This is a genomic window from Neorhizobium sp. PAMB6716, assembly GCF_058242805.1.
The window spans coordinates 459,623-482,757 of record NZ_JBZAYW010000002.1 but is presented as its reverse complement, the minus strand read 5'-3'; the positions used below and the strand labels follow the sequence as shown (position 1 = coordinate 482,757).

Annotated in this window: 20 protein-coding genes and 5 pseudogenes; 5 read left to right on the top strand and 20 right to left on the bottom strand. The window is 54.0% G+C overall.

Features of this window, described 5'->3' with window-relative positions; genetic code table 11:
- Positions 1–55: 55 nt before the first annotated feature.
- The 4 genes and pseudogenes from AC4CWH_RS20855 to tnpB form a co-directional block, all read right to left on the bottom strand.
- Positions 56–334: pseudogene (locus tag AC4CWH_RS20855) on the bottom strand (transposase); the annotation flags it as partial.
- Positions 335–430: 96 nt separating this feature from the next.
- The gene (locus AC4CWH_RS20850; protein WP_491322169.1) at positions 431–1,033 is read right to left on the bottom strand and encodes a UPF0149 family protein; all 603 of its coding nucleotides are present in this window, start codon (positions 1,031–1,033) and stop codon (positions 431–433) included.
- A pseudogene (gene tnpC, locus AC4CWH_RS20845) lies at positions 1,030–2,548 on the bottom strand (IS66 family transposase). The gene AC4CWH_RS20850 and the pseudogene tnpC overlap by 4 nt, the downstream one beginning before the upstream one ends.
- Positions 2,549–2,648: 100 nt before the next feature.
- Positions 2,649–3,002 carry an IS66 family insertion sequence element accessory protein TnpB gene (gene tnpB / locus AC4CWH_RS20840; protein ID WP_491322168.1) on the bottom strand — a complete coding sequence of 118 codons (354 nt, stop codon included), beginning with the start codon at positions 3,000–3,002 and terminating at the stop codon, positions 2,649–2,651.
- A 358-nt stretch (positions 3,003–3,360) separates the two neighbouring features.
- Between tnpB and AC4CWH_RS20835 the strand changes: the two genes are divergently transcribed.
- Positions 3,361–4,421, top strand: a protein-coding gene (locus tag AC4CWH_RS20835; RefSeq protein ID WP_491320474.1) for an IS630 family transposase whose coding sequence is annotated in 2 segments (ribosomal slippage) — positions 3,361–3,853 and positions 3,853–4,421 — 1,062 coding nt in all. Because the reading frame shifts where the segments join, the coding sequence is not laid out codon by codon here.
- A 41-nt stretch (positions 4,422–4,462) separates the two neighbouring features.
- Positions 4,463–5,601 (top strand): IS3 family transposase gene (locus AC4CWH_RS20830; protein ID WP_491322167.1). Its coding sequence is split into 2 segments (ribosomal slippage): positions 4,463–4,730 and positions 4,730–5,601, totalling 1,140 coding nucleotides; the frame shifts between segments, so codons are not numbered across the junction.
- On the opposite strand, the gene AC4CWH_RS20825 is transcribed toward AC4CWH_RS20830, so the two are convergent.
- Entirely contained in the window at positions 5,567–5,899 is a 333-nt protein-coding gene (locus AC4CWH_RS20825; protein WP_491322166.1) for a transposase, read from the bottom strand. The genes AC4CWH_RS20830 and AC4CWH_RS20825 overlap by 35 nt on opposite strands.
- A 66-nt stretch (positions 5,900–5,965) precedes the next feature.
- On the opposite strand from AC4CWH_RS20825, the gene AC4CWH_RS20820 reads away from it, so the two are divergent.
- Positions 5,966–6,454: a plasmid pRiA4b ORF-3 family protein gene (locus AC4CWH_RS20820; RefSeq protein WP_491322165.1), complete on the top strand. Its 489-nt coding sequence runs from the start codon at positions 5,966–5,968 to the stop codon at positions 6,452–6,454.
- 519 nt (positions 6,455–6,973) lie between these two features.
- Here the strand turns inward: AC4CWH_RS20820 and AC4CWH_RS20815 are convergent.
- From AC4CWH_RS20815 to AC4CWH_RS20785, 7 genes and pseudogenes are all read right to left on the bottom strand, one after another.
- A complete protein-coding gene (locus tag AC4CWH_RS20815; protein ID WP_491322164.1) occupies positions 6,974–7,540 on the bottom strand; it encodes an acyltransferase in 567 nt (188 codons plus the stop codon).
- On the bottom strand, positions 7,537–8,643 hold the full coding sequence (locus AC4CWH_RS20810) for a glycosyltransferase (RefSeq protein WP_491322163.1): 1,107 nt from the start codon (positions 8,641–8,643) through the stop codon (positions 7,537–7,539). The genes AC4CWH_RS20815 and AC4CWH_RS20810 overlap by 4 nt, the downstream gene beginning before the upstream one ends.
- A 22-nt stretch (positions 8,644–8,665) precedes the next feature.
- On the bottom strand, positions 8,666–9,937 hold the full coding sequence (locus tag AC4CWH_RS20805; RefSeq protein ID WP_491322162.1) for a hypothetical protein: 1,272 nt from the start codon (positions 9,935–9,937) through the stop codon (positions 8,666–8,668).
- 96 nt (positions 9,938–10,033) lie between these two features.
- Positions 10,034–11,377, bottom strand: a complete 1,344-nt coding sequence (locus AC4CWH_RS20800; protein ID WP_491322161.1) for a hypothetical protein — start codon at positions 11,375–11,377, stop codon at positions 10,034–10,036.
- Between the two features lie 63 nt (positions 11,378–11,440).
- A complete protein-coding gene (locus AC4CWH_RS20795) occupies positions 11,441–12,448 on the bottom strand; it encodes an NAD-dependent epimerase/dehydratase family protein (protein ID WP_491322160.1) in 1,008 nt (335 codons plus the stop codon).
- Between the two features lie 62 nt (positions 12,449–12,510).
- Positions 12,511–13,863, bottom strand: a complete 1,353-nt coding sequence (locus tag AC4CWH_RS20790) for an O-antigen polymerase (protein WP_491322159.1) — start codon at positions 13,861–13,863, stop codon at positions 12,511–12,513.
- A gap of 460 nt (positions 13,864–14,323) precedes the next feature.
- Positions 14,324–14,551 (bottom strand): annotated as a pseudogene (locus AC4CWH_RS20785) (ATP-binding protein); the annotation flags it as partial.
- Between the two features lie 7 nt (positions 14,552–14,558).
- Here AC4CWH_RS20785 and AC4CWH_RS20780 point away from each other — a divergent pair.
- Together AC4CWH_RS20780 and AC4CWH_RS20775 are read left to right on the top strand one after the other, a co-directional pair.
- Positions 14,559–14,965: pseudogene (locus tag AC4CWH_RS20780) on the top strand (transposase); the annotation flags it as partial.
- A gap of 2 nt (positions 14,966–14,967) precedes the next feature.
- Positions 14,968–15,138 (top strand): annotated as a pseudogene (locus AC4CWH_RS20775) (IS256 family transposase); the annotation flags it as partial.
- 98 nt (positions 15,139–15,236) lie between these two features.
- Here the strand turns inward: AC4CWH_RS20775 and AC4CWH_RS20770 are convergent.
- From AC4CWH_RS20770 to gmd, 8 genes are all read right to left on the bottom strand, one after another.
- Complete coding sequence (locus AC4CWH_RS20770) at positions 15,237–16,160, bottom strand: glycosyltransferase family 2 protein (RefSeq protein ID WP_491322158.1); 924 nt, start codon at positions 16,158–16,160, stop codon at positions 15,237–15,239.
- Between the two features lie 5 nt (positions 16,161–16,165).
- Positions 16,166–16,720 (bottom strand): LbetaH domain-containing protein, encoded by a 555-nt coding sequence (locus AC4CWH_RS20765; protein WP_491322157.1) that lies wholly within the window; start codon positions 16,718–16,720, stop codon positions 16,166–16,168.
- Positions 16,721–16,739: 19 nt separating this feature from the next.
- The gene (locus AC4CWH_RS20760; RefSeq protein WP_491322156.1) at positions 16,740–17,759 is read right to left on the bottom strand and encodes an FAD-binding protein; all 1,020 of its coding nucleotides are present in this window, start codon (positions 17,757–17,759) and stop codon (positions 16,740–16,742) included.
- Between the two features lie 47 nt (positions 17,760–17,806).
- Positions 17,807–18,970, bottom strand: a complete 1,164-nt coding sequence (locus AC4CWH_RS20755; RefSeq protein ID WP_491322155.1) for a polysaccharide pyruvyl transferase family protein — start codon at positions 18,968–18,970, stop codon at positions 17,807–17,809.
- Between the two features lie 282 nt (positions 18,971–19,252).
- Positions 19,253–19,402 carry a hypothetical protein gene (locus AC4CWH_RS20750; RefSeq protein ID WP_491322154.1) on the bottom strand — a complete coding sequence of 50 codons (150 nt, stop codon included), beginning with the start codon at positions 19,400–19,402 and terminating at the stop codon, positions 19,253–19,255.
- Positions 19,403–19,434: 32 nt separating this feature from the next.
- Positions 19,435–20,709 carry a WcaI family glycosyltransferase gene (locus AC4CWH_RS20745; RefSeq protein WP_491322153.1) on the bottom strand — a complete coding sequence of 425 codons (1,275 nt, stop codon included), beginning with the start codon at positions 20,707–20,709 and terminating at the stop codon, positions 19,435–19,437.
- Positions 20,706–21,668 (bottom strand): GDP-L-fucose synthase, encoded by a 963-nt coding sequence (gene fcl / locus AC4CWH_RS20740; protein WP_491322152.1) that lies wholly within the window; start codon positions 21,666–21,668, stop codon positions 20,706–20,708. Before fcl ends, AC4CWH_RS20745 begins: the two co-directional genes overlap by 4 nt.
- 2 nt (positions 21,669–21,670) lie before the next feature.
- Positions 21,671–22,813, bottom strand: coding sequence for a GDP-mannose 4,6-dehydratase (gmd, locus tag AC4CWH_RS20735; RefSeq protein ID WP_491322151.1), 1,143 nt, complete (start codon positions 22,811–22,813; stop codon positions 21,671–21,673).
- Positions 22,814–23,135 lie beyond the last annotated feature (322 nt).

Genomic DNA, 23,135 nt, shown 5'->3' with positions numbered 1-23,135 from the left:
GACCTGCCACTGCGAATTTCCTCCAGAATTGATTAGAGTCGGACTCGAAAAGCCTTCAGCAATATCCGTACCTTGCCAGCCGTCGTGTGATCAGGCGTATGTGGGCGATCATGATCCATGCCTCTGATGAGGCGATGGACTTTTCGACGTCCTTGGCCAATCTTCGGCATCTGCCGAGCCAGGCGAAGGTCCGTTCGACCACCCATCGGCGTGGCAGCACTTCGAAGCCTTTCGTTTTGTCTGACCGCTTGATGATTTCAACTGTCCAGCGCCCGATCTTCTTGAGCCGCCGCTTCAGCTTGTCGCCCGCGTAACCACCATCGGCGAAGACATGCGTAACCGTTTCGAGGGCCCCACTGCCAATCTGTGTTGACGGTGTCGGATTGATGCTGCCGGTGGCATTATTGTGAGGCAGAAGCCTTTTTGTTGCCTATGGATCGTTTGCCGGGGCCGCGGGATTGTAGCGCATCGGCTTGCAATGAGCATAAATCTGCTCGACCGCAAACGGGATTGCGCGCCATGCATCCTTGAGCAGGTCCGGCGAAGGCTTTGGGAATGCCATCGAGATCATTTCGGCCAATTCGGGTCTCGTGGACTGAATGAGAAGGCTCATGAGGGGCTCGCCTGTCTGCTTCTCAGCAAACAGAGGTTCCCATTCCTGCGGGTTCAGGGTGATGGCACCAAGGAAGCCATCAGCCCAATGGCCGGCAAGCACGTCATCTTCGTCGGTGCGCATCAGGACCGGCGCATAGCGACCCGGTGTCGTCAGTTGATGGGCGACCAGATTGTAATGATCGACGATCGTATCGATCACCGCCTGGGTCCTGGTTCCGATGAAGGCTCTTTTCTCGTGCCCGCCGATGACATGGAACATCCAGTCGTTCGGCAACAGGAAGACGGGGCCGACAGCCAGGCCGGTCAGGAAACCGTTCAGCATGGACACCCCGCCGCAAGGTGGCTCTGGTTCAGCCTTGTCGAACCAGACTTCCAACTGCTCAAGCGACATCGGTTTTGCACGCTTGGGCCGCTTCACGCTGCGATCGCCCTGTTCATATCGGCATGTTCCCGTTTCCAATTCCAAGGTAGGCAGCGCTCAAGCGACGTCGACTTTATCTCGCCGGATACCAGGCGCTCAAGCACGTCATTGAGCCACGTGTAGGGATCGACATCATTCAATTTGGCTGTGGTCAGCAAGGATCCGAGAATGGACCAGGTCTCAGCCCCACCATCACTGCCGGCAAATAGACTGTTGACGCGCCCAAGTGCAATCCCACGCATGGTGCGCTCGACGGTATTGGAATCCACCTCCAGCCGACCATCGTCGAGAAAGAGCGTCAGCCCGGACCAGAGCCCAAGCGTGTACTTGATGGCAGATGCCACAGGATCCTTGGCGGATATGTCGTTCAGCGTATCCATCAGCAGCGTCTTGAGACCCGCCATCAGGCTTTTGGTGGTCGCCTGGCGAACAGCTTGCCGATGCTCGGCGCTGGTGCCGCGGATCCTGGCCTCGATCGCATAGATCTCCGCAAGCCGCTCGATCACCGTCCTGGCCACATCAGACTTGTACTTCTTGTAGACATCGACGAACTTGCGACGCGCATGGGCCAGGCAATAGGCAAGCGTAATCGAACCCGCCTTGCGACCAGGTCGGGTCAGGCTCTTGTAAGCCTTGTAGGCATCGACCTGCAAAAGCCCATGGTAGTTCGCCAGTTGCGACTGGATCTCGCCCTTTCCGCGACCCTGCGCAAAGACATAGGCAACCGCCGGATATGCCGGCCGTTCCATGGGCGATCATCCACCGCATGGGCCCAGAACTGACAAACCTTGGTGCGCTTTCTGTCCCGCTCAGAACAGGCATTCGGGTTTCGTCCACAAACACCCGGCAATGGCTATGAATATAGGCCAGCAATTTGTCATAGAGCGATTTTAGCCACCAGGCCGAGCGCTTCACCCACCCGCAAAGGGTCGATGTGTCCAAACGAACACCCTGTCCTTTGAGCATCTGGACCTGGCGGTGAAGCGGCAGATACCAGGCATAGCGCCAAACCACGACATTGCTGATCATGGCGGTCGTTGCCAGTCCGCCGTCAAACAGACGCGGCTTGGCTTTGGCCTGAACGACCCCGGCTTCACAGGCGCGACAAGCATATTTTGGCCGCACCGTGCGCAGTACATAAAGCGTGGCCGGGCGAGACGCGAGCGCCTCGCTTTCGTCTTCGCCAATCCGATGCAGCCGCCTATGGCAGCAGGCGCAGTCCAGGGATGGAGGCTCGATGACCTCAACGACACGCTCGAGATGATCAGGTAGAGCGCCGATGTTGCGGCGCGGCTTTGACGAGGCGCTAGCCTTGCGTTGGGACCTGACAGGCTCTGGGCCGCCGTCGCATAAGCTGGCCTCGCCTATCAGCTCTTCGTCTCCCAGATCAAGACGGGCCTGGCCGTCGAGAACGGCCAATGACGTCTCGGACTTCTGCCTGTACGGCTGGGCGTTGGCGGCCTTCAACAGCGCTTGCAGACGCCCGATTTCAGCGTCTCTTTCCAGGATCATGCCGACCAGAATGTCAGGATCCCGAGGCAGATGTTGTCAACGGTTGAGCATGACGAACAATAGCCGAGAAGGCCACATTTGTCCATTTATTACAACAGGATCAGGCTATCTTTGTCGGGCGTTTGACCGGTTTCTGATCCACCTTTGTCCAGTCGAGACCATCCAACAGAAGCGCTGTTTCGCTCCCGCTGAGATGAACGGCGCCGTCTCGAACAGGAGGCCATGTGAATTGGCGATCTTCCAAGATTTTCGTCAGCAGGACCATGCCACTGCCGTCCCATACCACGATCTTCACTCGGTCACTGCGCTTGCTGCGGAAGATGTAGATGTCGCCTGAGTACGGATTTGCTCCCAGCGTCGTCGATACCAATGCCGCAAGGGAGTTGATGCCTTTTCTAAAATCAACCGGTCTGGACGCGATCAAAATCCGCAACCCCGATCGCAACGAGATCAAGCCGAGCCCCGCAACGCGCTGAACACTGTTCGCAGCGCTCGCTCGTCAACGCTGCATTCGATGAGAACACTGGCGCCACCGATCTCAACGCGCATCGTCAACCGCTCGTCTGTACGAGCCACCGGCTGCTCGTCATCACGTGTTACGACCGGCACAAATCGCATCTCCTGCTCGTCCGGGACCCGCTCGCGGGCGCAGCGGCGCCAGTAATGGAGAGAGCTGGCTCGGAAAATCTGCACAGGCGGGATAAGTGGAATTTCGGCCTGACTTCGGCTTATACCAATCGTCGCTGAGACTGACTCTTGGGATTCCCAAAAGCCGACGAATCTGAATCTCTAGCTCAAACAGGAGGTTTGCGATGGGTTCAGCGCTTTCTTTACGGTCGGATTTCGACGGGTCCATGCTACGGCGACTGGCCCGGCAGACGCGCGATGCCGATCAGGCGCGGCGGCTTCTGGCGCTCGCATCGATCTATGACGGCGGTTCACGGGCCGATGCCGCTCGGCTCGGCAGCGTGACCGTTCAGATCGTGCGCGACTGGGTGGTCCGCTTCAATGCTCGCGGTCCCGACGGACTGATCAACGGCAAGGCTCCGGGAAAACCTTCTCTCCTGAACGACGAACAGCGAACGGCCTTGGCGCAAGCCATCGAGCGCGGACCGACATCTTATCTTGATGGCGTCGTCCGATGGCGTCTGTGTGATCTGGCTCAATGGATTTGGGAAGAGTTCCGCATCTCGGTGAGCGAGGAGACCCTGGGGCGCGAAGTGCGTGCCATGGGGTATCGCAAGCTCTCGGCTCGCCCAAGACATCATGCGCAGGATCCGGAGGCGGCCGAGGCATTTAAAAAAACTTCCCCGCCGCTGTGGCAGAAATCACCGCCGGCCCCGCCAAGGGCAAAGTGATCGAAATCTGGTTCCAGGACGAAGCTCGGATAGGCCAGAAGAACAAGATTACCCGCCGCTGGGCCAGGCGGGGATCGAGGCCGTCCGCGCCGCACGACCAGCGAACCCGTTCGGCCTATATCTTCGGTGCCATCTGCCCCAAGCTTGGCAAGGCCGCCGCTCTCGTCATGCCGTGGTGCGACACCCATGCCATGAACCAGCATTTGATCGAGATATCCCGCAACGTCGCGGACGATGGCCATGCCATCCTCATCATGGATCAGGCCGCATGGCACATGTCCAACAATCTCATCGTTCCTGAAAACATCACCATCCTGCCACTACCGCCCAAGTCGCCTGAATTGAACCCTGTCGAAAACATCTGGCAGTTCATGAGGGACAACTGGCTCTCGAACCGCATCTTCAAGACCTACGAGGATATCGTCGACCATTGCTGCTACGCTTGGAGAACCCTGCAGGACCGACCATGGAAGATCATGTCAATCGGAAGACGCAAATGGACGCAAGGGTTCTGATCAATGACGGTTGGTATTAGATGCCGGGAACAGGAGATACCATGACGAGACGACCGCGCCGGAACCACAGCCCGGCTTTCAAGGCAAAGGTGGCGCTCGCCGCCATCCGAGGCGAGCAGACGCTGGTGGAATTATCCCAACAGTTCGACGTGCACGCCAACCAGATCAAACAGTGGAAAGACCAACTCCTTGAGGGGGCGACAGGCGTTTTCGGCGATGAAGCCAAAGCGGAACCGGCGGGTCCAACCGTTGATGTCAAAACGCTGCACGCTAAAATCGGGGAGCTGACGCTGGAAAACGATTTTTTAGCCGGAGCGCTCGGCAAAGCGGGCTTGCTGGGCGGAAAAAAATGATCGACCGCGAGCACGAACTGTCGGTCGCACGCCAGGCGAAGCTTCTCGGCTTCAGCCGTGGCAGTGTCTATTATCTGCCTCGTCCAGTCCCAGACGTCGATCTTGCCCTGATGCGGCGGATTGACGAGTTGCATCTCGACTACCCCTTTGCCGGAAGTCGGATGTTGCAAGGGCTCTTGAGAGGAGAAGGGCTGGAGACTGGGCGGCTGCATGTCGCCACGCTGATGAAGAAGATGGGCATCGAGGCGATCTATCGCCGCCCAAACACCTCAAAACCAGCGCCTGGGCACAAAATCTATCCCTACCTCCTGCGCAAGCTGGCGGTCACCCGGCCTAACCAGGTGTGGGCAATGGACATAACGTATGTGCCGATGGCGCGGGGATTCGTCTATCTCTGTGCCGTCATCGACTGGTTCAGCCGGAGGGTTCTGTCATGGCGGTTGTCGATCACGATGGAAGCAGCCTTCTGCATCGAGGCGGTGGAGGAGGCACTTGCCCGTCATGGCAGGCCGGAAATCTTCAATACCGACCAGGGATCGCAGTTCACCTCCATCGACTTCACGGCGGTGCTGAAGAAAGCAGAGATTGCCATCTCGATGGATGGCAAGGGCGCATGGCGGGACAATGTCTTCGTCGAGCGGCTCTGGCGGTCGATCAAATACGAGGAGGTCTACCTCCACGCCTACAAGACCGTGTCCGAGGCCCGCGTCGGCATTGGCCGATATCTTACCTTTTACAATAGCCGACGCCCACATTCATCCCTTGACCGGCAAACACCGGATCGGGCCTACTTCAACGCGCTGACACCAATGATGGTAGCGGCGTAATCAAGGCGGAAATCCACTTAGCAAAAAGCCCGAAACTGTTCAGACAAACCGAGCCACTTCTGAGCAAGCCCTGGCTGACACCATGCTCGCGCGCCACCGCGGCGATATTGGCGCCAGGCACAAAACTCGCCGCCGTGATCCTGGCCTTGTCTTCCCCAGTCCATCGGCGCCGTTGGTTGCCGCCAATGATCACTTCGACACGACGGGCTGACCTTCCCGATCTGTCCGAACTGCCTTGCGCATCATGCTGATGACCATCATCAGCATGATGCGAAACCAAACTCTCATCGTCCGACACCCGCACAACCTCAACATTGCAGTATTCAATACACGGCAATTATGCGCGATCCGGAATCCGTGTTGAATGTGGGGCGCTCGCAACGGTTACGCTGAACCTGCGGTCCTCGGCGAATGCTTACAGTTCAGGATCCGTGACATCGACTTCGGCCTGCCTGATGACGGCTTTGGTGGTCCCATCGATGCACGCAAGGAAACGCTTCTTGCTGCCATCGAAGATATTGGCGCGAAATCATTCAAGTACCTCTATGACTTCGGCGACGGCTGGACGCACACCGTGAAAATCGAAAAGATCTTTCCAGCGACGGCCGGCTTCGACGATCCATTCCTTCTCGAGGTTGTCGGACGGTGTCCACCGGAGGATGTCGGCGGTCCCTGGGGCTATCAAGAGTTCCGCGAAGCCATTGCGGACACCAACCATGAGCGTCACCACGAACTTGTCGAATGGTGGGGCCACGCACACTACGATCCGGGCGATGTCGACGCCGCCAATCTCCGCAAAAACGTCGAGGCTCTCGCCGCAAAGTGGAAGCGCCGATCGCGCAAGAAAAGCTGAACCTGCGGTCCTCGGCGAATGCTTACGATTATCCTGCACCGGGCTGCGCGCTATTCCTAAAACGACCGCAATCTCACGGGCGCTGGTCCCGCTACCGGCAAGCCGCAGCATTTGTCGTAACTGTCTCATGGTCAGCCTTCTCTTTGCCGGCATCGAAATCTCCACGTTGCGCGTGGTTCATTTGATGCCAAAGTTGCTGACCCAGGGGAGTATCCTTCAGTGCCGAAAACCGGCCGATCTTTGATTGGAATCGTGGCCGGCTTCAAATCGGAATGGTGGCCGGTCTTTGATCGGAATGCTGGCCGGCTTCACGTCGGAATCCGCACGCCCAATGTAATTCATTATGACGATCACGGCGCGGCAGAGGCAGGTTCCGATCGTTTAGGACGCGCATGCCAATTCTGCCAAAGTAGTCCTAGTAAAAGCAGGCAGAAAATCGACGCAATCAGCAGCTTAGTCTAATCAGAATTCCCAAACAAGGGAATGCCTCAGCGCGATTCCGCGGTCAACGGACGTGCGCTAAGATACTCTCGTCTTAATGAATCGAGCTGGCGATCCCACGGCAATCGTAAATGCAGGAACGTCGCGATTTACAAAGGCGTTAGCCCCGATGACGGCCCCTTCACCTATCGTGCAACCTGGCATAATAGTCGAATTTCTTCCGATCCAAACATCGTCTTCGATTACGACGGGCTTCACCACAAACCCGCTTGCGAGAATTCTTGCCCTACCGACAATACGATGATCGTTGTCTCGTATGCTGCAATACTCCCCTATTCTCACCCCTTCCCCAATCACCACCTTTTCAAGCGATGATATGATCGTGCCCTGATTGACCGACGTGTCTTTGCCGATGAAGATTTCACCACCGCGCGCAACACTTAGCGACACCCCGCCACCTATGATAGAGCGATCCCCAAAGTGTATTTTTCCACTGACACCGCGACAGGTAACGGACCCAAGGAACCTAACCCCTTTCCCATAACGCGCCCAAGACAAAAAGATGTAACGATGCCATATGTAAAGAAGCGCTTCAGAACAGCGCGTAATGCCTTTTGTGATCACCTTGCCGACCGCGACCATCATGATTGATCCGCCATCCTGCCACCATCGATGATCGCCTCATACTGAGTGATCATTGAAGCAGCGATTGTCGTCCAAAGATACCGTTTAGCATAATTGGCGGCCTCCAATGATCGCGCTTGCGCCTCTTGCTTCGATAAAGACAATGCCGCACCCACAACGGATCGGAAATCACTAAAATCTGCGGAAATGCGATAGGCAATTCCATCTGAAAACAATTCCGGAAGGTTGCATTCATTTGTCAAAATAGGGATGCAACCATGCTGCAAAGCCTCTAACACAGCCATCGGCAGACCTTCACTGAGAGAAGGAAGTATGAAAAACCGGGAACTTTGCAACGCCTCCAGTTTTGCAGGGCCGTAAAGCGGGCCGACAAACCTTATGTTCGACGCACCGCTTGCCGCTTGCGTTACCTTCTCCTCATAATCTTTATTCCCCCACCCAGCGATCACTAGATTTTGCTTATCCGGGCTAACTCTTTTTTTCCAAGCGTCAATGAGTTCGAGCACCTGCTTTTTCTCGTGCAAACGGCCTAGGTACAAAACGTCGTTAGTTGATCTGTTCGGCTCGGCATCGACGCCGTCAGCAATTCCATTGGGTAGGACAAACGTTCTCTCCTGAAGGCCGGGTAAAAATCGAGCCGCTGAATCTCTCTCAGAAGTATTCAATGCATGCACAAAGGCCTTCGACATTAGAGGTTTCTCAAGCGTAGCCGCATGAATGCGTTTCACTTTCGCACGTCGCGCAAGAATCCAGGGATCCAACATGCCCCGGGGCGAGACGACAACCGGGATGCCCAAAAGTGATGCAAAACGCCCGTACATCGACGCCGCACACCAGATCCCATGGATGTGCACAATATCTGGTTTTTGGCGTCTAATTTCTCCAAACACCCGGAGATCAAAGCCGTATGAAAAACGCAGTGAATGAGGGTAAAGCGGAAGGTTACCCCAAATATGCTTATCTTCCTCAAAGTGTCTATTCGCGCCACCCACCACGGTAACTTGTTGCCCTAGTGCGGATAGCGCTTTTGATAAACCGGAAACTGAATAGTACAGGCCTCCGGCGGTTCTAGAAAGTGACGATACGTAGTGCAATACTTTCATCTTACCCCGACAAACTGCTACGTTACCCAAGACGTTCGTGTCTCTTTAGAATGAATATCGCAGCACTAATGCCGCAGATATTCGCAAAAAAATCCCCTAGTGCAAATGCTGCGATTCCGATCAGCGGCGCAAATACAAAGCTACTGGCTATCCCCGCACTTAAGGCGAAAAGCGACACTAGCATCAAAGTTGTAAATCTACCTTGGGCTGCAAGTCCTTGATTCATTGAGAGGGCGATAGTCGACGAAAAAATTGTCACCGCAAAAATTGCTAGGCCCAAGCCAACATTGTCCGCTATCCCCTGCCCAAACGTTGCAATAGCAACCCCTCCAATGGCAGCAGCCACTGCACCCACAACACCGAGGATCGTGCCTAATCTTTGAGATCTGAAAATAACGCTGAGCGGTCGGCTATCCGCTTTGGAAATACGCTTCACGAGTTCGGGGAACTCGACACGCCGAATAAAGCCGACCAACTGGGTAAATGCCGATACAATCTGCTTCACGTAGATGAAGACTGCCGTCGTATCCACTCCGAGCCAAGTCGACGAAATAAGCAACTGTATCCTGAAGTAAACCTGCCCGGGCAGATTTCCACCCAACATCGATAGGCCAGCAAGCATTGCCCCGAAAACTCCACGGCGGCTCGGCCTGACATAACGCGGCATCCAGCCTGCTTTCAAAAGAGCAGCGTATTGCACACAGATCGTCAGTAGAAAGCCAACACTGAACGCGCTTCCAAGAACCACTCCTGCTTCATGCAACGATGCGTCCCGGGCTAGGAAAAGGCCAATCGCCGAAGCCAGGTAGGAAATCGATCCAGATAAACCGCTGATGCCACTTAGCTTGAGGCCATCAAGCATGCCAGCCGCGTTTATTGACCATAGAAGATAAGCTGGTGCGGAGTACCAGACGAACGCCTGAGTGAAATCATTTGCTGGCAGGAACCGCGAAACGCAAAGAGTGAAGGTGGTGGCAAGGCACGCGAGCGTGACACGGAACACGCTGGTTTCACAAAATGCCCGCCACACCGTGTCAGCCGACTCACCTTCTGGCAATGAGGCTACCTTGCGAGCTAAGATGGTGATCGAGCCTGCCTCGACTACTGTTATCCCGAACATAGAAACAGAGAAATGCGTCCCAAAGAGAGCGAGGAGCTGAAGCTGACCATGGGCGACCAGCCACGTCTGCGCCAGAAAGATGGAGCCCTGGCCAATACCAAACCCACCTATTAGACATAGGAGATTGATAAGACGCGACAGCTTCGCACTTGGACGGAACATTCGCGAAAACATGATTTGCCCTAAACGCAATATTCAGATGTGGATACAGCAACCACTATCCATATGCAACTTCAGAAATAATACCTGATTAATCCTAATTGTCCGCGTTCAGTATATCTTTGGCGGAAGCCCGTCAACGACTATGCGGCCACTCCAAGAAGAACCCGTTATTTCAAAATTGTATATGTTTCCATTGAAGCGAAACGCCTCACTGGAGGTATTTCCCTCGAACATACAATTCTCTATGAAATTTCCAAAAATGTGAGGAGATTCGAAGCCATTGACCTCTGCAAACCGTCCACATTGCTCGACGTCAAATGCGCAATTCACTATTCGGTTTTTTGCTTGAGGAAACGTTTGTGTAGCCCCACGCCTACCGAACGCGGCAAGGCTCGTTGCTCCGAACCCACCAACTGACACACTCGTGTCTGAAAAACTGATGTTTGAAGCATTAAGAAACCATACCACTGGCCCTCGCTTGCCGTCACACCGGCCTACTTCCGCGGTGTTGTTTTTGAACGCTATATTTCGCGCAAACTCCTGAAAGGAGAAACCAACAAATGGCTCATCCACTTGGGCCTGCCTTACAAAGGAATTGTTCAAAACAAGATTATCCGCGCTGTTGTGAGATTGCTCGTTGAAACCTGTCCTCGCGGTAAACGCGTTGTTCTCCCAAACAGTCTTCTGAAAGGTATTCCCATAAATTGCTGAGCGACTGCGAACGACATTATTTCGAAATCGAACATTGTAGGTTGCTGTATCGCCTATCCAGCGTCCCTCACTTTCGATATTAAAGCCGCTTATTTCCCCGTCCGAATAGAAGAATAGCGGGATGTCATTTCGCGCCGGGGATCCAAGTCCTGCAATTTGATATTCCTCCTTCTCGACATCCATTGGGTATCGAAGCGACAACCACTCCCCATCAACATCTATGACTTCGTTCAGCCATCCGTATTCGGGAATCCTGAATTTACCAGTATAATCAAATTCCAGGCTAGTCACAAACACCTGTTTACCACGCACATAGTGAATGCTAGATCCTTGCTTCAAGCGAAAGTGGCCGGGGCTCTGAGTTGGAAACAAACTCTGATAGTCAAGCTTCTCTGTAAAATCAGGATGGAAATTGCCGGGAAGAAAAACTGACCTTTCTATGAAACCTTCTGTGTTCAGGTTTTTAATCTTACTGTTTTCACCCTTAAGCGAGACTCCTGGCCTGCAAATAATTGGCGCACGGACATTATAGAAAGCATCTACAGCGGGGAAAAACACTACACTCGCCGCTTTACTTCTCCAAATATAATCTACGGCTCGTTGAATTGCGGGTGCGTCATCGAAGCCCTCTCCGATTGCGCGGGCTCCAAATGCTTGCGGTGTCACATAGCTTTGGCTCGCGCCTGTCTTGCTAGCGATCGTTGAAGCCAAACCCGACAGTATAAATTGACGTCGTAACATAGCAAACGTATCCACTCTTAGCGCGGTGAAACGACAATTCTGCGGCCGCTATGGAGCCAAAGGTCAGTCGACTGCGTGCCGATGATCCAGATACCACTGCACGAATGCGCCGACCCCCTCTTCAAGACCGGTTTCCGGCTTGCGTCCGGTGAGCGCCACCAGAAGGTTCGGGCTGGCAAATGTTCGCGGCACATCGCCTTTCTGCATCGGCAGCATCCTGCGTCTTGCCGGCTTACCCATTATGCGTTCGATCGTCTCGACGAACTCGACAAGACCGACAGGCTGGCCGCCGCCGATGTTTACGACCCTGAAGGGCCCCTGGCATGATAGTGTATCAATATCGGCGACACGGTTGTCCTCACCCGGATAGATCCGCGAAAGGTCAATGATCGAGGTAACAAGATCGTCGATGTAGGTGAAGTCCCGGCTCATCTTTCCTTCGCCGTAGACCTCAATCTCACGATCATCGATCATCGCCTTTACGAACTTGAATAGCGCCATGTCCGGCCGGCCCCAGGGCCCATAGACGGTAAAGAAGCGGAAGGCGGTGACGGGCATCTTGTAAAGATGCGCGTAGGAATGCGCCATCAGCTCCGTTGCCTTCTTGGTCGCAGCATAGAAGGTCAGCGGTTCGTCGGTATGGTCCGTCTCACGGAAAGGAACTTTAAAATTGGCACCATAGACCGACGATGTCGAGGCCAGCATTAGGTGGCCGACGCAATGGTTGCGGGCGATTTCGAGGATATTCCACGAACCGACGAGATTGGAATCGAGATACGCCTTCGGATTTTCCAAGCTGTAGCGCACGCCTGCCTGGGCTGCCAGATGGATCATGACGTCTGGCTTGAAGTTCTCGGCAGACGTTTCGAGCAGAGACTTGTCTTCTAACATGCCTATGACCGGACGGAAGGCAGGAAACTGGGCGAGCGCCGCGTGACGCGCCTCCTTGAGCGCCAAGCTGTAATACGCCGTCATACCGTCGAAACCGAGAACGTCGTGCCCATCCTCCAGCAAACGCCGCGCCAAATGAAAACCGATGAAACCTGCTGTTCCGGTGATGAAATAACGCATGACGCTCTCTGGGACTATTGGTTATGGAAGGGAAATTGAGTAGTCGTTTGGGCCTTCGTCACTCATTTCGGAAATTGACCGCGAGCTTGTACGTCACCTCTACCCAAAATCCAGCATGCTACAAGCGTGAATAGGAACGATGCTAGCAAAATGTCTATGCGGAAGACCGAGTTATCCATCCCTCCGCGCAATACAAATATAGCTAAGATGCTGGTTAGAGAGAACAACAATGCACGGTGGGGAGAGCGCAGCTGCGGTCCTTTTCTGTACAGTCTGTCGAACAGAGAAACTAAGCTCCCAAAAACAACTCCAAAAAGCAAGCATCCGACGTAACCCGCCATGATGTAGAACTCGCCAAATAAGCCTACAGTAATACCACCGAGGTCATCACCTTTATAAAAATACCTCATCAAGCTACTAATTTGATCAGGTTTATCAGGAAAGATCGCTCTAGGAATAATTTGTAGAAGCATTTTTGGATAAAGGAGCGGGTCGTGTCCGTAAACTGTTACGTAATCAGCGGCCAAGTTATATCCGGAAAAAAGCTGCATTTGAGAAGCGAAACGCGATCCGATGTCGCCAGCAGATTGCGCACTGTCATCTTGAATCTGAAGCCTAAGAAATAGCGTAGCCCCGGTCAGAGCAATCACCACCGCAAAACTAACAGCAAGCTTGGCTAGATTCAGTCTTCTAAAAGCCAATAGAGTAAGAAGGTACGGCAGAACCGTGACAACGAACTGAACGCGTCCACCTGACAGCCAAAATATAGTGCATGAAGCGGCAACAAGGACATAGGGCGGTCGCAGCCTCAAGTTCATTCGTTCTATAAAAACGAGAAGCGTCAAATAACTAGAAAAAACGTTAAGCAAATATATAAAAGAAAAAATAAAGCCCTCTTTCGGGACCCGCCTGAACGCTGAAATAACCCAGCCTACGGGGCCAAGAGGGTTTACCATAATAAGTAGAAAAATTATTATAAATATAAAAATATTCGCGAGCTCTAAAAATCTCAGTTGCGCATTCGACATATGTAGCGCAGGGCCGCTAGGCTGAGATGAAGCAGAAAAAATCACCCAAGGCAAAAAATATCCGCACAAAAATCCTATAATAGGCAGAAACGCAATATCAATTGATGCTTCAAGCGACGCCAATTGAACATTGGCAGCCAACACATTCACGTCATTTGTCAATGTATAAACTAAACCTGGCAGCGCAGTTGACGCTACCAAATATGACCCTATCAAGAAAAACGCTGGTGAAGTTTTGAATTTACAAGGACCAGCCATTGCCCCAACGAGCGCGGCTATCGCGATAATATAAATTGAGATTAGCATCTTCTCACGATCGAAAACTCCAGCCGTTCTCCGCGCCCAACTGAACACTAAAGTAAGCCAGCTTTCCTTATAGCCAGCCAAGCCCCTTAAATTTCCTGGTCGTCACCATGGCTATATAGCAGAGTGAGATCAGTTAGAATCTGGAAGAGCGGATTTAGTTTCATTCAGGTCGATGTAGCTCTCACACTCATACCTCTATAGAGATAACATATTAAACTCTCAAGTCAAACAGTGGAAAGACCAGCTCCTTGAGGGGGCGACGTGTGTGTTCGGCGATGAAACGAAGGTAAGCGCTCATTCTATGCGCCTTTTCGTGTTGATTCTCTGCCGCATGAAGTCCCCTTTAAATAGGTAGACACCAAATATGAGTGACGAAGAGCAGAAACTGCGAGTGCGGTTGGTGGTGACCTGCCACTGTGCGTATTCCGATGATGCCGGCCACCCATTCCGAATTCATTCCGGCCACGATTCCGGCCTGCAGCCGGTCATCTCAAGCTGAACTCTGGGTCTTCGCAATGAATGGACCCTGATTATCGCGTCGTCAAGCCTGGGTTGTTTCCGCGGCGGTGACGGAACGTTGCTTTCGCATGCTCTCGCCGGAGAGTTCGATGCGGTATGTATTGTGCACGAGCCGGTCCAGGACGGCATCTGCGATGGTCTGATTGCCGATCATGTCGTACCAGTGTTCGACAGGCACCTGGCTTGTGACGATGGTGGATCGCTTCTCGTATCTGTCCTCGGCGATTTCCAGGAGGTCGCGCCGTTGCTCGTCATCCTGGAAGAGCCAGACCTTCATCGCCGGTCTACGCTGTCATGGTCTGACAGCGCCTTGGATCGTAGATGCCGCCATGGACGGCCTATCTTTGAAACCTGGATCGAAACCCAGCTCGCCCCGACCTTGTCGCCAGGCGACGTCGTGATCCTCGACAATGTCGCCTTCCACAAAAGCCCAAGAGCCGAAGAACTGGTCAAGGCACGCGGTGCGTGGCTGCTCTTCCTGCCGACCTATTCCCCAGACCTCAATCCGATCGAGATGGCTTTCTCCAAGCTGAAAACCCTACTGCGTAAATGGGCCGCCCGAAGCTTCGATGCCATTACCCAAGCCCTCGGCGACATCTGCAACATCTTTACGATCGAAGAATGCAGGAATTTCTTCAAAGCAGCAGGATATGAGGCGGAATAGATGCAACCCGCTTTAGTGGCCATTTCCCATCCCATGAGGCGGCGACGAAACTCCTGAATCTGGTCTTGAACAGATCGGAGAAATAGCGGAAAATGCCACCGAGGGAATGGGCGATGGCGAAATCGCAATTTACCATTCTCCTCGCGGATCGTTTCCAGGCCGCGAGGGCGTAAGCAGAAATGTTCAACCGCACGCCCGTACACGAAATTCCTAACACCCCACGTCGATCTCGTCGACCTGCCAGACACAGGTGTAATGCTAAATAAGGTCATCAAAACCGGAGTCCTGTCAACTTTGCCAGGGCTGTCCGCTTTTCTTCAACGCTGGGATAAGCGCTAAGAGCTCGATCAAACTCTAGCACCTTAGAGCCGACGAGAAAGCGGTACCAGTAGCCCTGCAGGACATGATAGATCAGCCCTTCCCGCCCATCGAGAAAACCGAGTTGGACAATGTACCGGTAGACAAAATAACCAAGTGTGGAGACTGGAAAAGGAATCCGATTGTAGATCTTTTCTTTGATGAAACGCTTGGCGGATGCCTGCATCGAAGATCCGTCCCTAGTCAGGCCTTGGTCTTCGGCAAAAAGGCCATATCGCCGGTTGAGAACATCGACGGCCTCCCGAGTGGCGTATTTGTTATGCTTGTCCGTAAAGAAGCCAAGATCGTTCAGATTGTCATCAGAAAAAGGTGCATCGAAAAGCACGGTCCGGCCACCCCAGACCAAAATGTGTTCGTCCATCCAGCGATCCTCGATACGTCCCTGCCCATTGCGCCAGATTCGGGTGAGGATCACGGGATATCGGCCTCCGTGACGGACCCATTTGCCAAGAAAGATATGCTTTCTCTTGAGGTTGACACCGGCTACATCGCTGCCGAGCTTCGGCAGTTTTCCCGCAATCTCGGACTGCAATTCAGGTTCAATAACTTCGTCGGCATCGAGCCTCATGACCCAATTGGTGTCGATCGACGCATTCTCGAGTCCCCATTGGAACTGTTTAGCCTGGTTTACAAACGGATTTTGCAGAACAACAGCGCCTAGGGCTCGCGCGATCTCGACAGTCCGGTCCGTCGAAAAAGAATCGACGACGACAATTTCGGAAGCAAAGGAACTTACGCTTTCAATCGCTCGGGCGATGTGAACCTCTTCGTTATATGCCAAAATGAGGACTGTAAGTAGCTTGCGCTCGTCCGACATCGCGTTTAATCCTCGCACACTTTTCGCAACCCTACCGATCGCGCCGGGTTGCCCGCAACAACGTTCCAGGGCTCCACGTCCTTGACAACGACAGCCCTTGCCCCGACGATAGAGCCTTCCTTCAATGTCACACCCGGTCCCACGAACGCCTCTGCGGCGACCCATACGTGATCTTCAATAACGATCGGCTTTGCGAACAGCGGGCGCGACATGAGTGTGATGTCATGTGATGCGGAACACAGGAATGAACGCTGGCTAACGGTAGTATAATCTCCCATCGTAATGGGACCAATCGTGTAGCAATCAACTCCTTCGGCAAGGCAGGCGTAATTTCCCATCGTGAGATTCCAGGGCGCCCAGACAAAACAGCTGGGGGCAACCCTGCTTCCTTTTCCGATTCGTGCGCCGAAGACGCGCAACAGAAAGAGGCGCCAACGCTCCATCATGAAGCGCGGCGTCGGCCGGAACAACAGGGCATATACGATAGCCCAAAGCAGTCGTCGGATACGCAGGCTGCGCGGCATTTCATCGGCATACAGCCGCTTCACTTCGTCTTTCATGAAATTACCCGCGACCCGCTCAAAACTCTTCGACGATTTCGTTTTCAAGCGGAATCAGTCCAGACGTGAGTTCCTCCATCTGACGGATAAAGCGCACCATCTCCTTGGTGCCCTGACCTCTGTTGACTAGACAATTCAGTGTCTTGTCCGAAAAGGGCTGCTCCTTGTACTGAAAAGGAAAACGCTTCAAAACCAGATCGTTCAGCCATTTTCGGTTTATCGGTGACTCTCTTCTGAACAGCCGAAGCTCATAATTCAACAGATAATAAGCAGCTGTCATCAGCTTGAAGTAGCGGTCACGCGCGCCCAAGGCTCGGTAGGGCGAACCCGAAAAAATGCTTCCCAGGTTCGGGTACATGAAATCTTGGTACTTGTGCCGTTTCGCGTGGAAAATCTCCATCTTGCCGAAGATATCATTCTCGTCCCCTATCTGTGCCTGGAACGTCGCAGAGCAGACAAAACCGCCAAGCGCCTCGCGGCGGAGCACCGATGACCGATGCGAAAGCTGCAAATCCACTAGGGACAACCGACGCAAGCTGCCATCCGGCAAGGCCAGCTCCGCTTCCACGAGCTTGTCCTTCAGTTCAGCGCCATACGCGCCGGCGTTCATGAAAATTCCCCCGCCTATAGTACCTGGAATACCTTCCAGCCCTTCGAAGCCCGAGAGGCGACCGGAAAGGGCGGCACGCGACAAGTCCGGCATCATCGCCCCGCCCTGGGCCATGATCCGGCCCTTATTCCGATCGACCATTATCTCGGTCATCGCAGCAGACGAAATGAGAATCGGATAATTCACATCGTCCAGGAAAAGCAGGTTGGATGTATTGCCGATGATCTTGTAACCAAAGCTGTTTTTAGCAAGAAAACCCAGCAATCCGGCAACCTGCTCTGGCAAGCTCGGCTTTAGTATCAGGTGCGCATGACCCCCGGTCTTCATGTAGCTAAATTTGGCAAGATCCACGTCCTGATCAAGAAGAATATTGCGCTCTACGCAATAGTCTCGAATCAGCAAGAAATTTTTATCAGTTAGCAAGCTCATTCAGAGCCTCCATCAGGAAACGATAATCAAAAGAAACAAGGCAGCTCTTATTGAGCAATGCCGCCAATTTCTCTGGAGAGATATATGCGGCCGATATCCTGCATTTTCTGCAGCTTAACCTCAACGGCGTTCCAATCTATTTCTTCACTGAGCCGCCGGCGTGTTGTCTCCAAGTCGCCGGCGTTAACAAACCGGTCCATCAGGTCGAGCTGGACCAAAAAATTTCGCACACGCTCGTTAAGACCGCCCTTTGCGCCCGGAAGTCCGACCGTCAGGAACGGCTTTCTGAGAAGCACACTAAGAACGGTGCCATGGAAGGAATTGGTGACGACGAAAGCAGACCGATCGATCATCGCAACCCACCCAGCCGGTGACGGATAGACGGTCTTGCCGATTTCGCGCCAGCGCCGATGCACGTTGTAAGGCGAAACAATCTCCGCACCTAATGTCTGGCTAACCTGATTCGTCACTTCGCGGATGCCCTGGCCGGTGCGCAAGGCATAGCAGAAGACATGTCCCTGCCCGACCGGTTCGGCACTATCGAGAAGCTTAGAGAAATCTCCGAGAAGAATGGTCGGATCCGGAACGCAGACAGCGTCCCGGCCCGTAATGCGGCGAACGATTCCAACGCCGCTCTCTTCACGCACCGAAAGCCCATGCATACTGGCAAGAAACCGAGAAACGTCGCCGTCGAACTCCGGATCTAGACTGCCCTTGCCGAAGCTTGGCGCGTAAGCAACATGACGGGCATTTGTCGCGTCTTTCACCGCTAGGAAATAGACGGAGTCCAATCCTTTCTGGGGGGACGGGTTCCAGATCTGATCGCTGCCACAGACAAGGATATCGAAACGGCCATCAGCGCTCGCTAGAAAAGCCTCGACATCGGCATCGTTTTCAAGACGCGCACCACGGACACCCAAGACATCGTGACGAAATGTCTCGAACTGTTGTGCCTGCAAACGGCTGCCGAAAATCTTGCGTTGAAGGGTCGAGAGGCGCAGATAAGCAACCTTCAGGTTGCGGCGGAAGGCAGCCGGGCTCAAAAGTTTCTCAAAATCGCCGCCTTCCTCGACATAGCGGGGATGATAGTTGACGAACTCAGCTTGATGTCCATGTTCGAGCAGCCACTGGCGCAGGCCATAGGCCTGCATCAATGCGCCAAAATTTTCCGAAAAATGATAGGTTAAGATACCTATTCGCTTGGTAAGCATCCTAAAACTCCATACAAAGGCTATCTGCCGGAAGAGGGATAAGGTTTTTATCCTGGCTGCTGATGTCCACCTCGTCGAAGAGCGGCCGAATCAGTTTCACCAAATTTCCGCCCCCTATTGCATAGGGAACATCTTTTGTGACGGCGCCGGCCGCAACTATCGCTCCGTTCTTGCCGACGAAAGCCGGGGCCATGTCGGATATCGATGCCCTGAAGCTCCGGCTCGTCGCGAAATGCCGTTTGAATTCTGATACGTTCAAATTGTTAATCGCCCGCCTCGACGTCATGTTCCGGCCAATTCATTACGCCAGAGGCAGAAATCCACCAGCTCGGCATCAAGTCCCCTGGAAATCAGAAAACTCTGTACCGACCAAGCCTGCAACTGCGCACCGTAGTTGCTAATTTCACTATAAGTCAGGATGTCGATTTTCATATCTCGTCTCAAATTATACCACCTGACGCGTTTCAAGGAACTGTGAGTGCGGCTAGCGCTGGGAGGCTGGTTTTACTCGAAAGAATTGCAGCACAATCGGCAGCTACCTTACAACGCTTATTCTCACCAAGTTTCTCACGGGCACGCAGCACAGCGTTAGCAAAGACAACGGAATTACCAGGGGCAACCAAAATGCCCGCTCCACGCACAAAATCCGCCAACTCTGTCCCCGCATCCGCCGTCACCAAAACCTGCTTTCCGCTAGCCAACATCCCACCGAGCTTCGACGGCAACACCAGATCAGCCGCACCTTTGTCCTGTGGCAAGGCGTGAAGGTCGGCCATGTTGAGGAACTCGTTAAGACGAGCGTAAGGCTGGAAGGGCAGGAAACGCAAATTCGGCAAAGTGCCATAACGCGCCTGTAGATCGTCCTTTAAGGGTCCCTCGCCGGCTACGACAAAATGGATGTTCGCTTCAGCTTTCAGCTTTTCGGCGGCATCAAGTAGCACCGTCAGGCCCTGTTTGGCGCCGATATTGCCGGAATAGAGAACGACGAAATCATCCTTGGTGAATCCAAGCTCGGCGCGGTAGGGGCTTTCCTCCGTCATCGGATAGATGTGGGAGAGGTCCACCCAGTTACGCACCAGTGCAATGTTTTGCGGTTTTACGCACTTTTCCACCAGCTTTTCCGCCATGCGGTTGGAAATGGTGATGACCTTGTCGAAACGTTTCAGCGTGAAGCGCTCGAAGGCAAAGCCGAGCGTCTTCAGAAAACCGAGCGCACCGAGATGGCCAACAGCAAAAGCTGCGTCCACTTCCAGATCCTGTACATGGAGCACAGTTTTTGCACCGACGAGTTTGGCGGCAAGCTGCGCGATGGGTGCCGCAAACAATGTTGGCTCTACGCAGAACACTGTTTCAGGCTTGCGGCGCAATATCTGCCAGAACACGACAGGAGCGGAGCTTGCGGCAAAGCTCAACGGCGCGAGCAACCGCCACACGCCCTTCATCTTGCGACGCAACAGAAGCGGTGTGCGCAGGATGTGGACGCCGTTCTCTTCAGCCTTGGAATAGCCGTTGCGGAAACCCTTCTGGACAGCCCAGCCTGGATAATGTGGCGGCGTGGTCACCACAGTGACATCAGCGCCTTCGGCTGCCAGATATTCTGCGATCTCCCCGGTATATTTTCCGACGCCCGCCAGTTCCGGGGCATAGTTCATCCCATAGATCAGGATGCGCTTGTGCGTGACAGACGCCGTCTGTGGCTTAACCTGCGCATCCACCCCATCGAGAATAACCGTGGTCATGCAGCGGTTCCCTGCCGACGCTCGGCAAACTGACCGCTGAGGAAAGCCTTATAGGCGCTGCGAATACCGTCCTCAAGACCGATGCTGGGCGTCCAGCCGAGGCCGCGCAGTTTGTCGGCGCTCATCAGCTTGCGTGGCGTGCCATCCGGCTTCGACAGATCGTTGATGATCGCGCCCTCGAACCCGACAACGCGGCAGACCATCTGGGTCAGATCCAGAATGGTCACGTCGTCGCCATAACCGACATTCACATGCGTGTCGGCCGAATAGGTTTTCATCAGATGCACGCAGGCATCGGCGCAGTCGTCCACATGCAGGAATTCGCGGCGCGGCGTGCCGGTGCCCCAAACGACGACCTCCGGCTTGCCCTCGGTCTTTGCATCATGCGCCTTGCGGATGAGCGCGGGCATGACGTGGCTAGAGTTCAGGTCGAAATTGTCGCCGGGACCGTAAAGATTGGTCGGCATGGCCGAGATGTAATCGTGACCATGCTGCTTGCGATAGGCCTGGCACAGCTTGATGCCGGCAATCTTGGCAATCGCATACCATTCATTGGTCGGCTCGAGCGAACCGGTCAGCAGCGCGTCCTCGGTGATCGGCTGATCGGCGAACTTCGGGTAGATGCACGAGGACCCGAGGAACAGCAGCTTTTCCACGCCAACGTTATGGGCAGCATGGATGATATTGGCTTCCAATATCATGTTCTCGTAGAGAAAATCAGCCGGATAGGTGTCATTGGCAAGAATGCCGCCCACTTTGGCCGCGGCCAGGAACACCGCATCCGGACGGTTCTTGTCCATCCAGGCTTCCACCTCGACCTGACGCGTCAGGTCCGCATCGGCGCGCGATGCGGTGAGGATTTCGCATCCTTCAGAGGCAAGCCTGCGGACGATGGCCGAACCGACCATCCCCCTGTGACCTGCGACATAGACTTTCTTGCCTTTCAGGTCATACACCATGTTCAGCCCTCCAGGCTTACAGGAAGGCTGAGGCCGTGCTGCTTGAGCAGCGCATGTCGGCGCGCCGCCTTGTGGTCTTCCGCCACCATTTCGGCGCACATTTCCTGGGCCGTGATTTCGGGAACCCAGCCGAGCTTCTGCTTGGCCTTTTCCGAGCTGCCGAGCAGCGTTTCGACTTCTGCCGGGCGGAAGTAACGCGGATCGATCCGCATCACGATATCACCAACCTTGATCGACGGCGCCAGATCCCCGGTGACCGCAGCGACAGTTGCAATCTCGTCGACGCCGGTGCCTGAAAACTCCAGCGTCACGCCGAGTTCGTTGGCTGTCCACTGGATGAATTCGCGCACCGAATATTGCAGGCCCGTGGAAATGACGAAATCGTCCGGCTCGTCCTGCTGAAGCATCATCCACTGCATGCGAACGTAGTCCTTGGCATGGCCCCAGTCGCGCAGCGAGTCGATATTGCCCATGAACAGGCAGGATTCGAGGCCGAGCGCAATATTGGACAGACCGCGGGTGATCTTGCGTGTCACGAAGGTTTCGCCGCGACGGGGAGACTCGTGATTAAACAGGACACCGTTGCAGGCATACATGCCATAGGCTTCGCGGTAGTTGACCGTGATCCAGTAGGCGTAAAGTTTTGCCACCGCATAAGGAGAGCGCGGATAAAACGGTGTCGTCTCACGCTGCGGAATTTCCTGAACGAGGCCGTAAAGCTCTGACGTCGAGGCTTGGTAGAAACGCGATTTCTTCTCAAGCCCGAGGAAGCGGATGGCCTCCAGAAGACGCAAAGTTCCAATTGCATCCACGTCGGCGGTGTATTCCGGCGCTTCAAAGCTGACCGCCACATGCGACTGGGCGCCGAGATTGTAAACTTCGTCCGGCTCGATATCGCGGATAATGCGCGTCAGGTTGGACGTATCGGACAGGTCGCCGTAATGCAGCTTGAACCGTCCGTTGCTGACATGGGGATCTTCGTAGATGTGATCGACGCGGGCGGTGTTGAACAGGGAGGCACGGCGCTTGATTCCGTGAACGATATAGCCCTTTTCGAGCAGCAATTCCGCGAGATAGGAACCGTCCTGGCCAGTCACACCTGTGATAAGCGCAACTTTACCGTTGCCGACAGCATTTAAGGTCATAGCTTCCCCGATTAACACATAAATTCAATTGCGATTGGCAAGTCACCGCCGGCTTTTGAATAAGCGGCAACCTTTTATTCTCAATCAATCTGATGATTTCAGTAATATACGCTTTGCTGCATGGCAACAATTTAATTCGCGAACAGTTAATGCAGAGCCGGCCTACGAATAGGATAAGTCTATCAGACAACCTGATTCTAAAACGGGAAAACCGCAATAAACGTTGAATTCGGTCGGTCGCCGTTGTCTCGCCTGCGCAACTTCGGACGGTTTGAAACGAGATGGCGCAATTAAACGTTTATGGACGGAGAACACCCGACCG

Bases quoted from the DNA above. Each gene is read 5' to 3' on its own strand.
- AC4CWH_RS20795 (WP_491322160.1), bottom strand. From the start codon at position 12,448: ATGCGTTATTTCATCACCGGAACAGCAGGTTTCATCGGTTTTCATTTG.
- AC4CWH_RS20820 (WP_491322165.1), top strand. From the start codon at position 5,966: ATGTGGGGCGCTCGCAACGGTTACGCTGAACCTGCGGTCCTCGGCGAA.
- AC4CWH_RS20770 (WP_491322158.1), bottom strand. From the start codon at position 16,160: ATGTCGGACGAGCGCAAGCTACTTACAGTCCTCATTTTGGCATATAAC.
- AC4CWH_RS20800 (WP_491322161.1), bottom strand. From the start codon at position 11,377: ATGTTACGACGTCAATTTATACTGTCGGGTTTGGCTTCAACGATCGCT.
- AC4CWH_RS20755 (WP_491322155.1), bottom strand. From the start codon at position 18,970: ATGCTTACCAAGCGAATAGGTATCTTAACCTATCATTTTTCGGAAAAT.
- AC4CWH_RS20765 (WP_491322157.1), bottom strand. From the start codon at position 16,720: ATGAAAGACGAAGTGAAGCGGCTGTATGCCGATGAAATGCCGCGCAGC.
- fcl (WP_491322152.1), bottom strand. From the start codon at position 21,668: ATGGTGTATGACCTGAAAGGCAAGAAAGTCTATGTCGCAGGTCACAGG.
- AC4CWH_RS20805 (WP_491322162.1), bottom strand. From the start codon at position 9,937: ATGTTTTCGCGAATGTTCCGTCCAAGTGCGAAGCTGTCGCGTCTTATC.
- gmd (WP_491322151.1), bottom strand. From the start codon at position 22,813: ATGACCTTAAATGCTGTCGGCAACGGTAAAGTTGCGCTTATCACAGGT.
- AC4CWH_RS20745 (WP_491322153.1), bottom strand. From the start codon at position 20,709: ATGACCACGGTTATTCTCGATGGGGTGGATGCGCAGGTTAAGCCACAG.
- AC4CWH_RS20760 (WP_491322156.1), bottom strand. From the start codon at position 17,759: ATGAGCTTGCTAACTGATAAAAATTTCTTGCTGATTCGAGACTATTGC.
- AC4CWH_RS20815 (WP_491322164.1), bottom strand. From the start codon at position 7,540: ATGATGGTCGCGGTCGGCAAGGTGATCACAAAAGGCATTACGCGCTGT.
- AC4CWH_RS20750 (WP_491322154.1), bottom strand. From the start codon at position 19,402: ATGAAAATCGACATCCTGACTTATAGTGAAATTAGCAACTACGGTGCG.
- AC4CWH_RS20810 (WP_491322163.1), bottom strand. From the start codon at position 8,643: ATGAAAGTATTGCACTACGTATCGTCACTTTCTAGAACCGCCGGAGGC.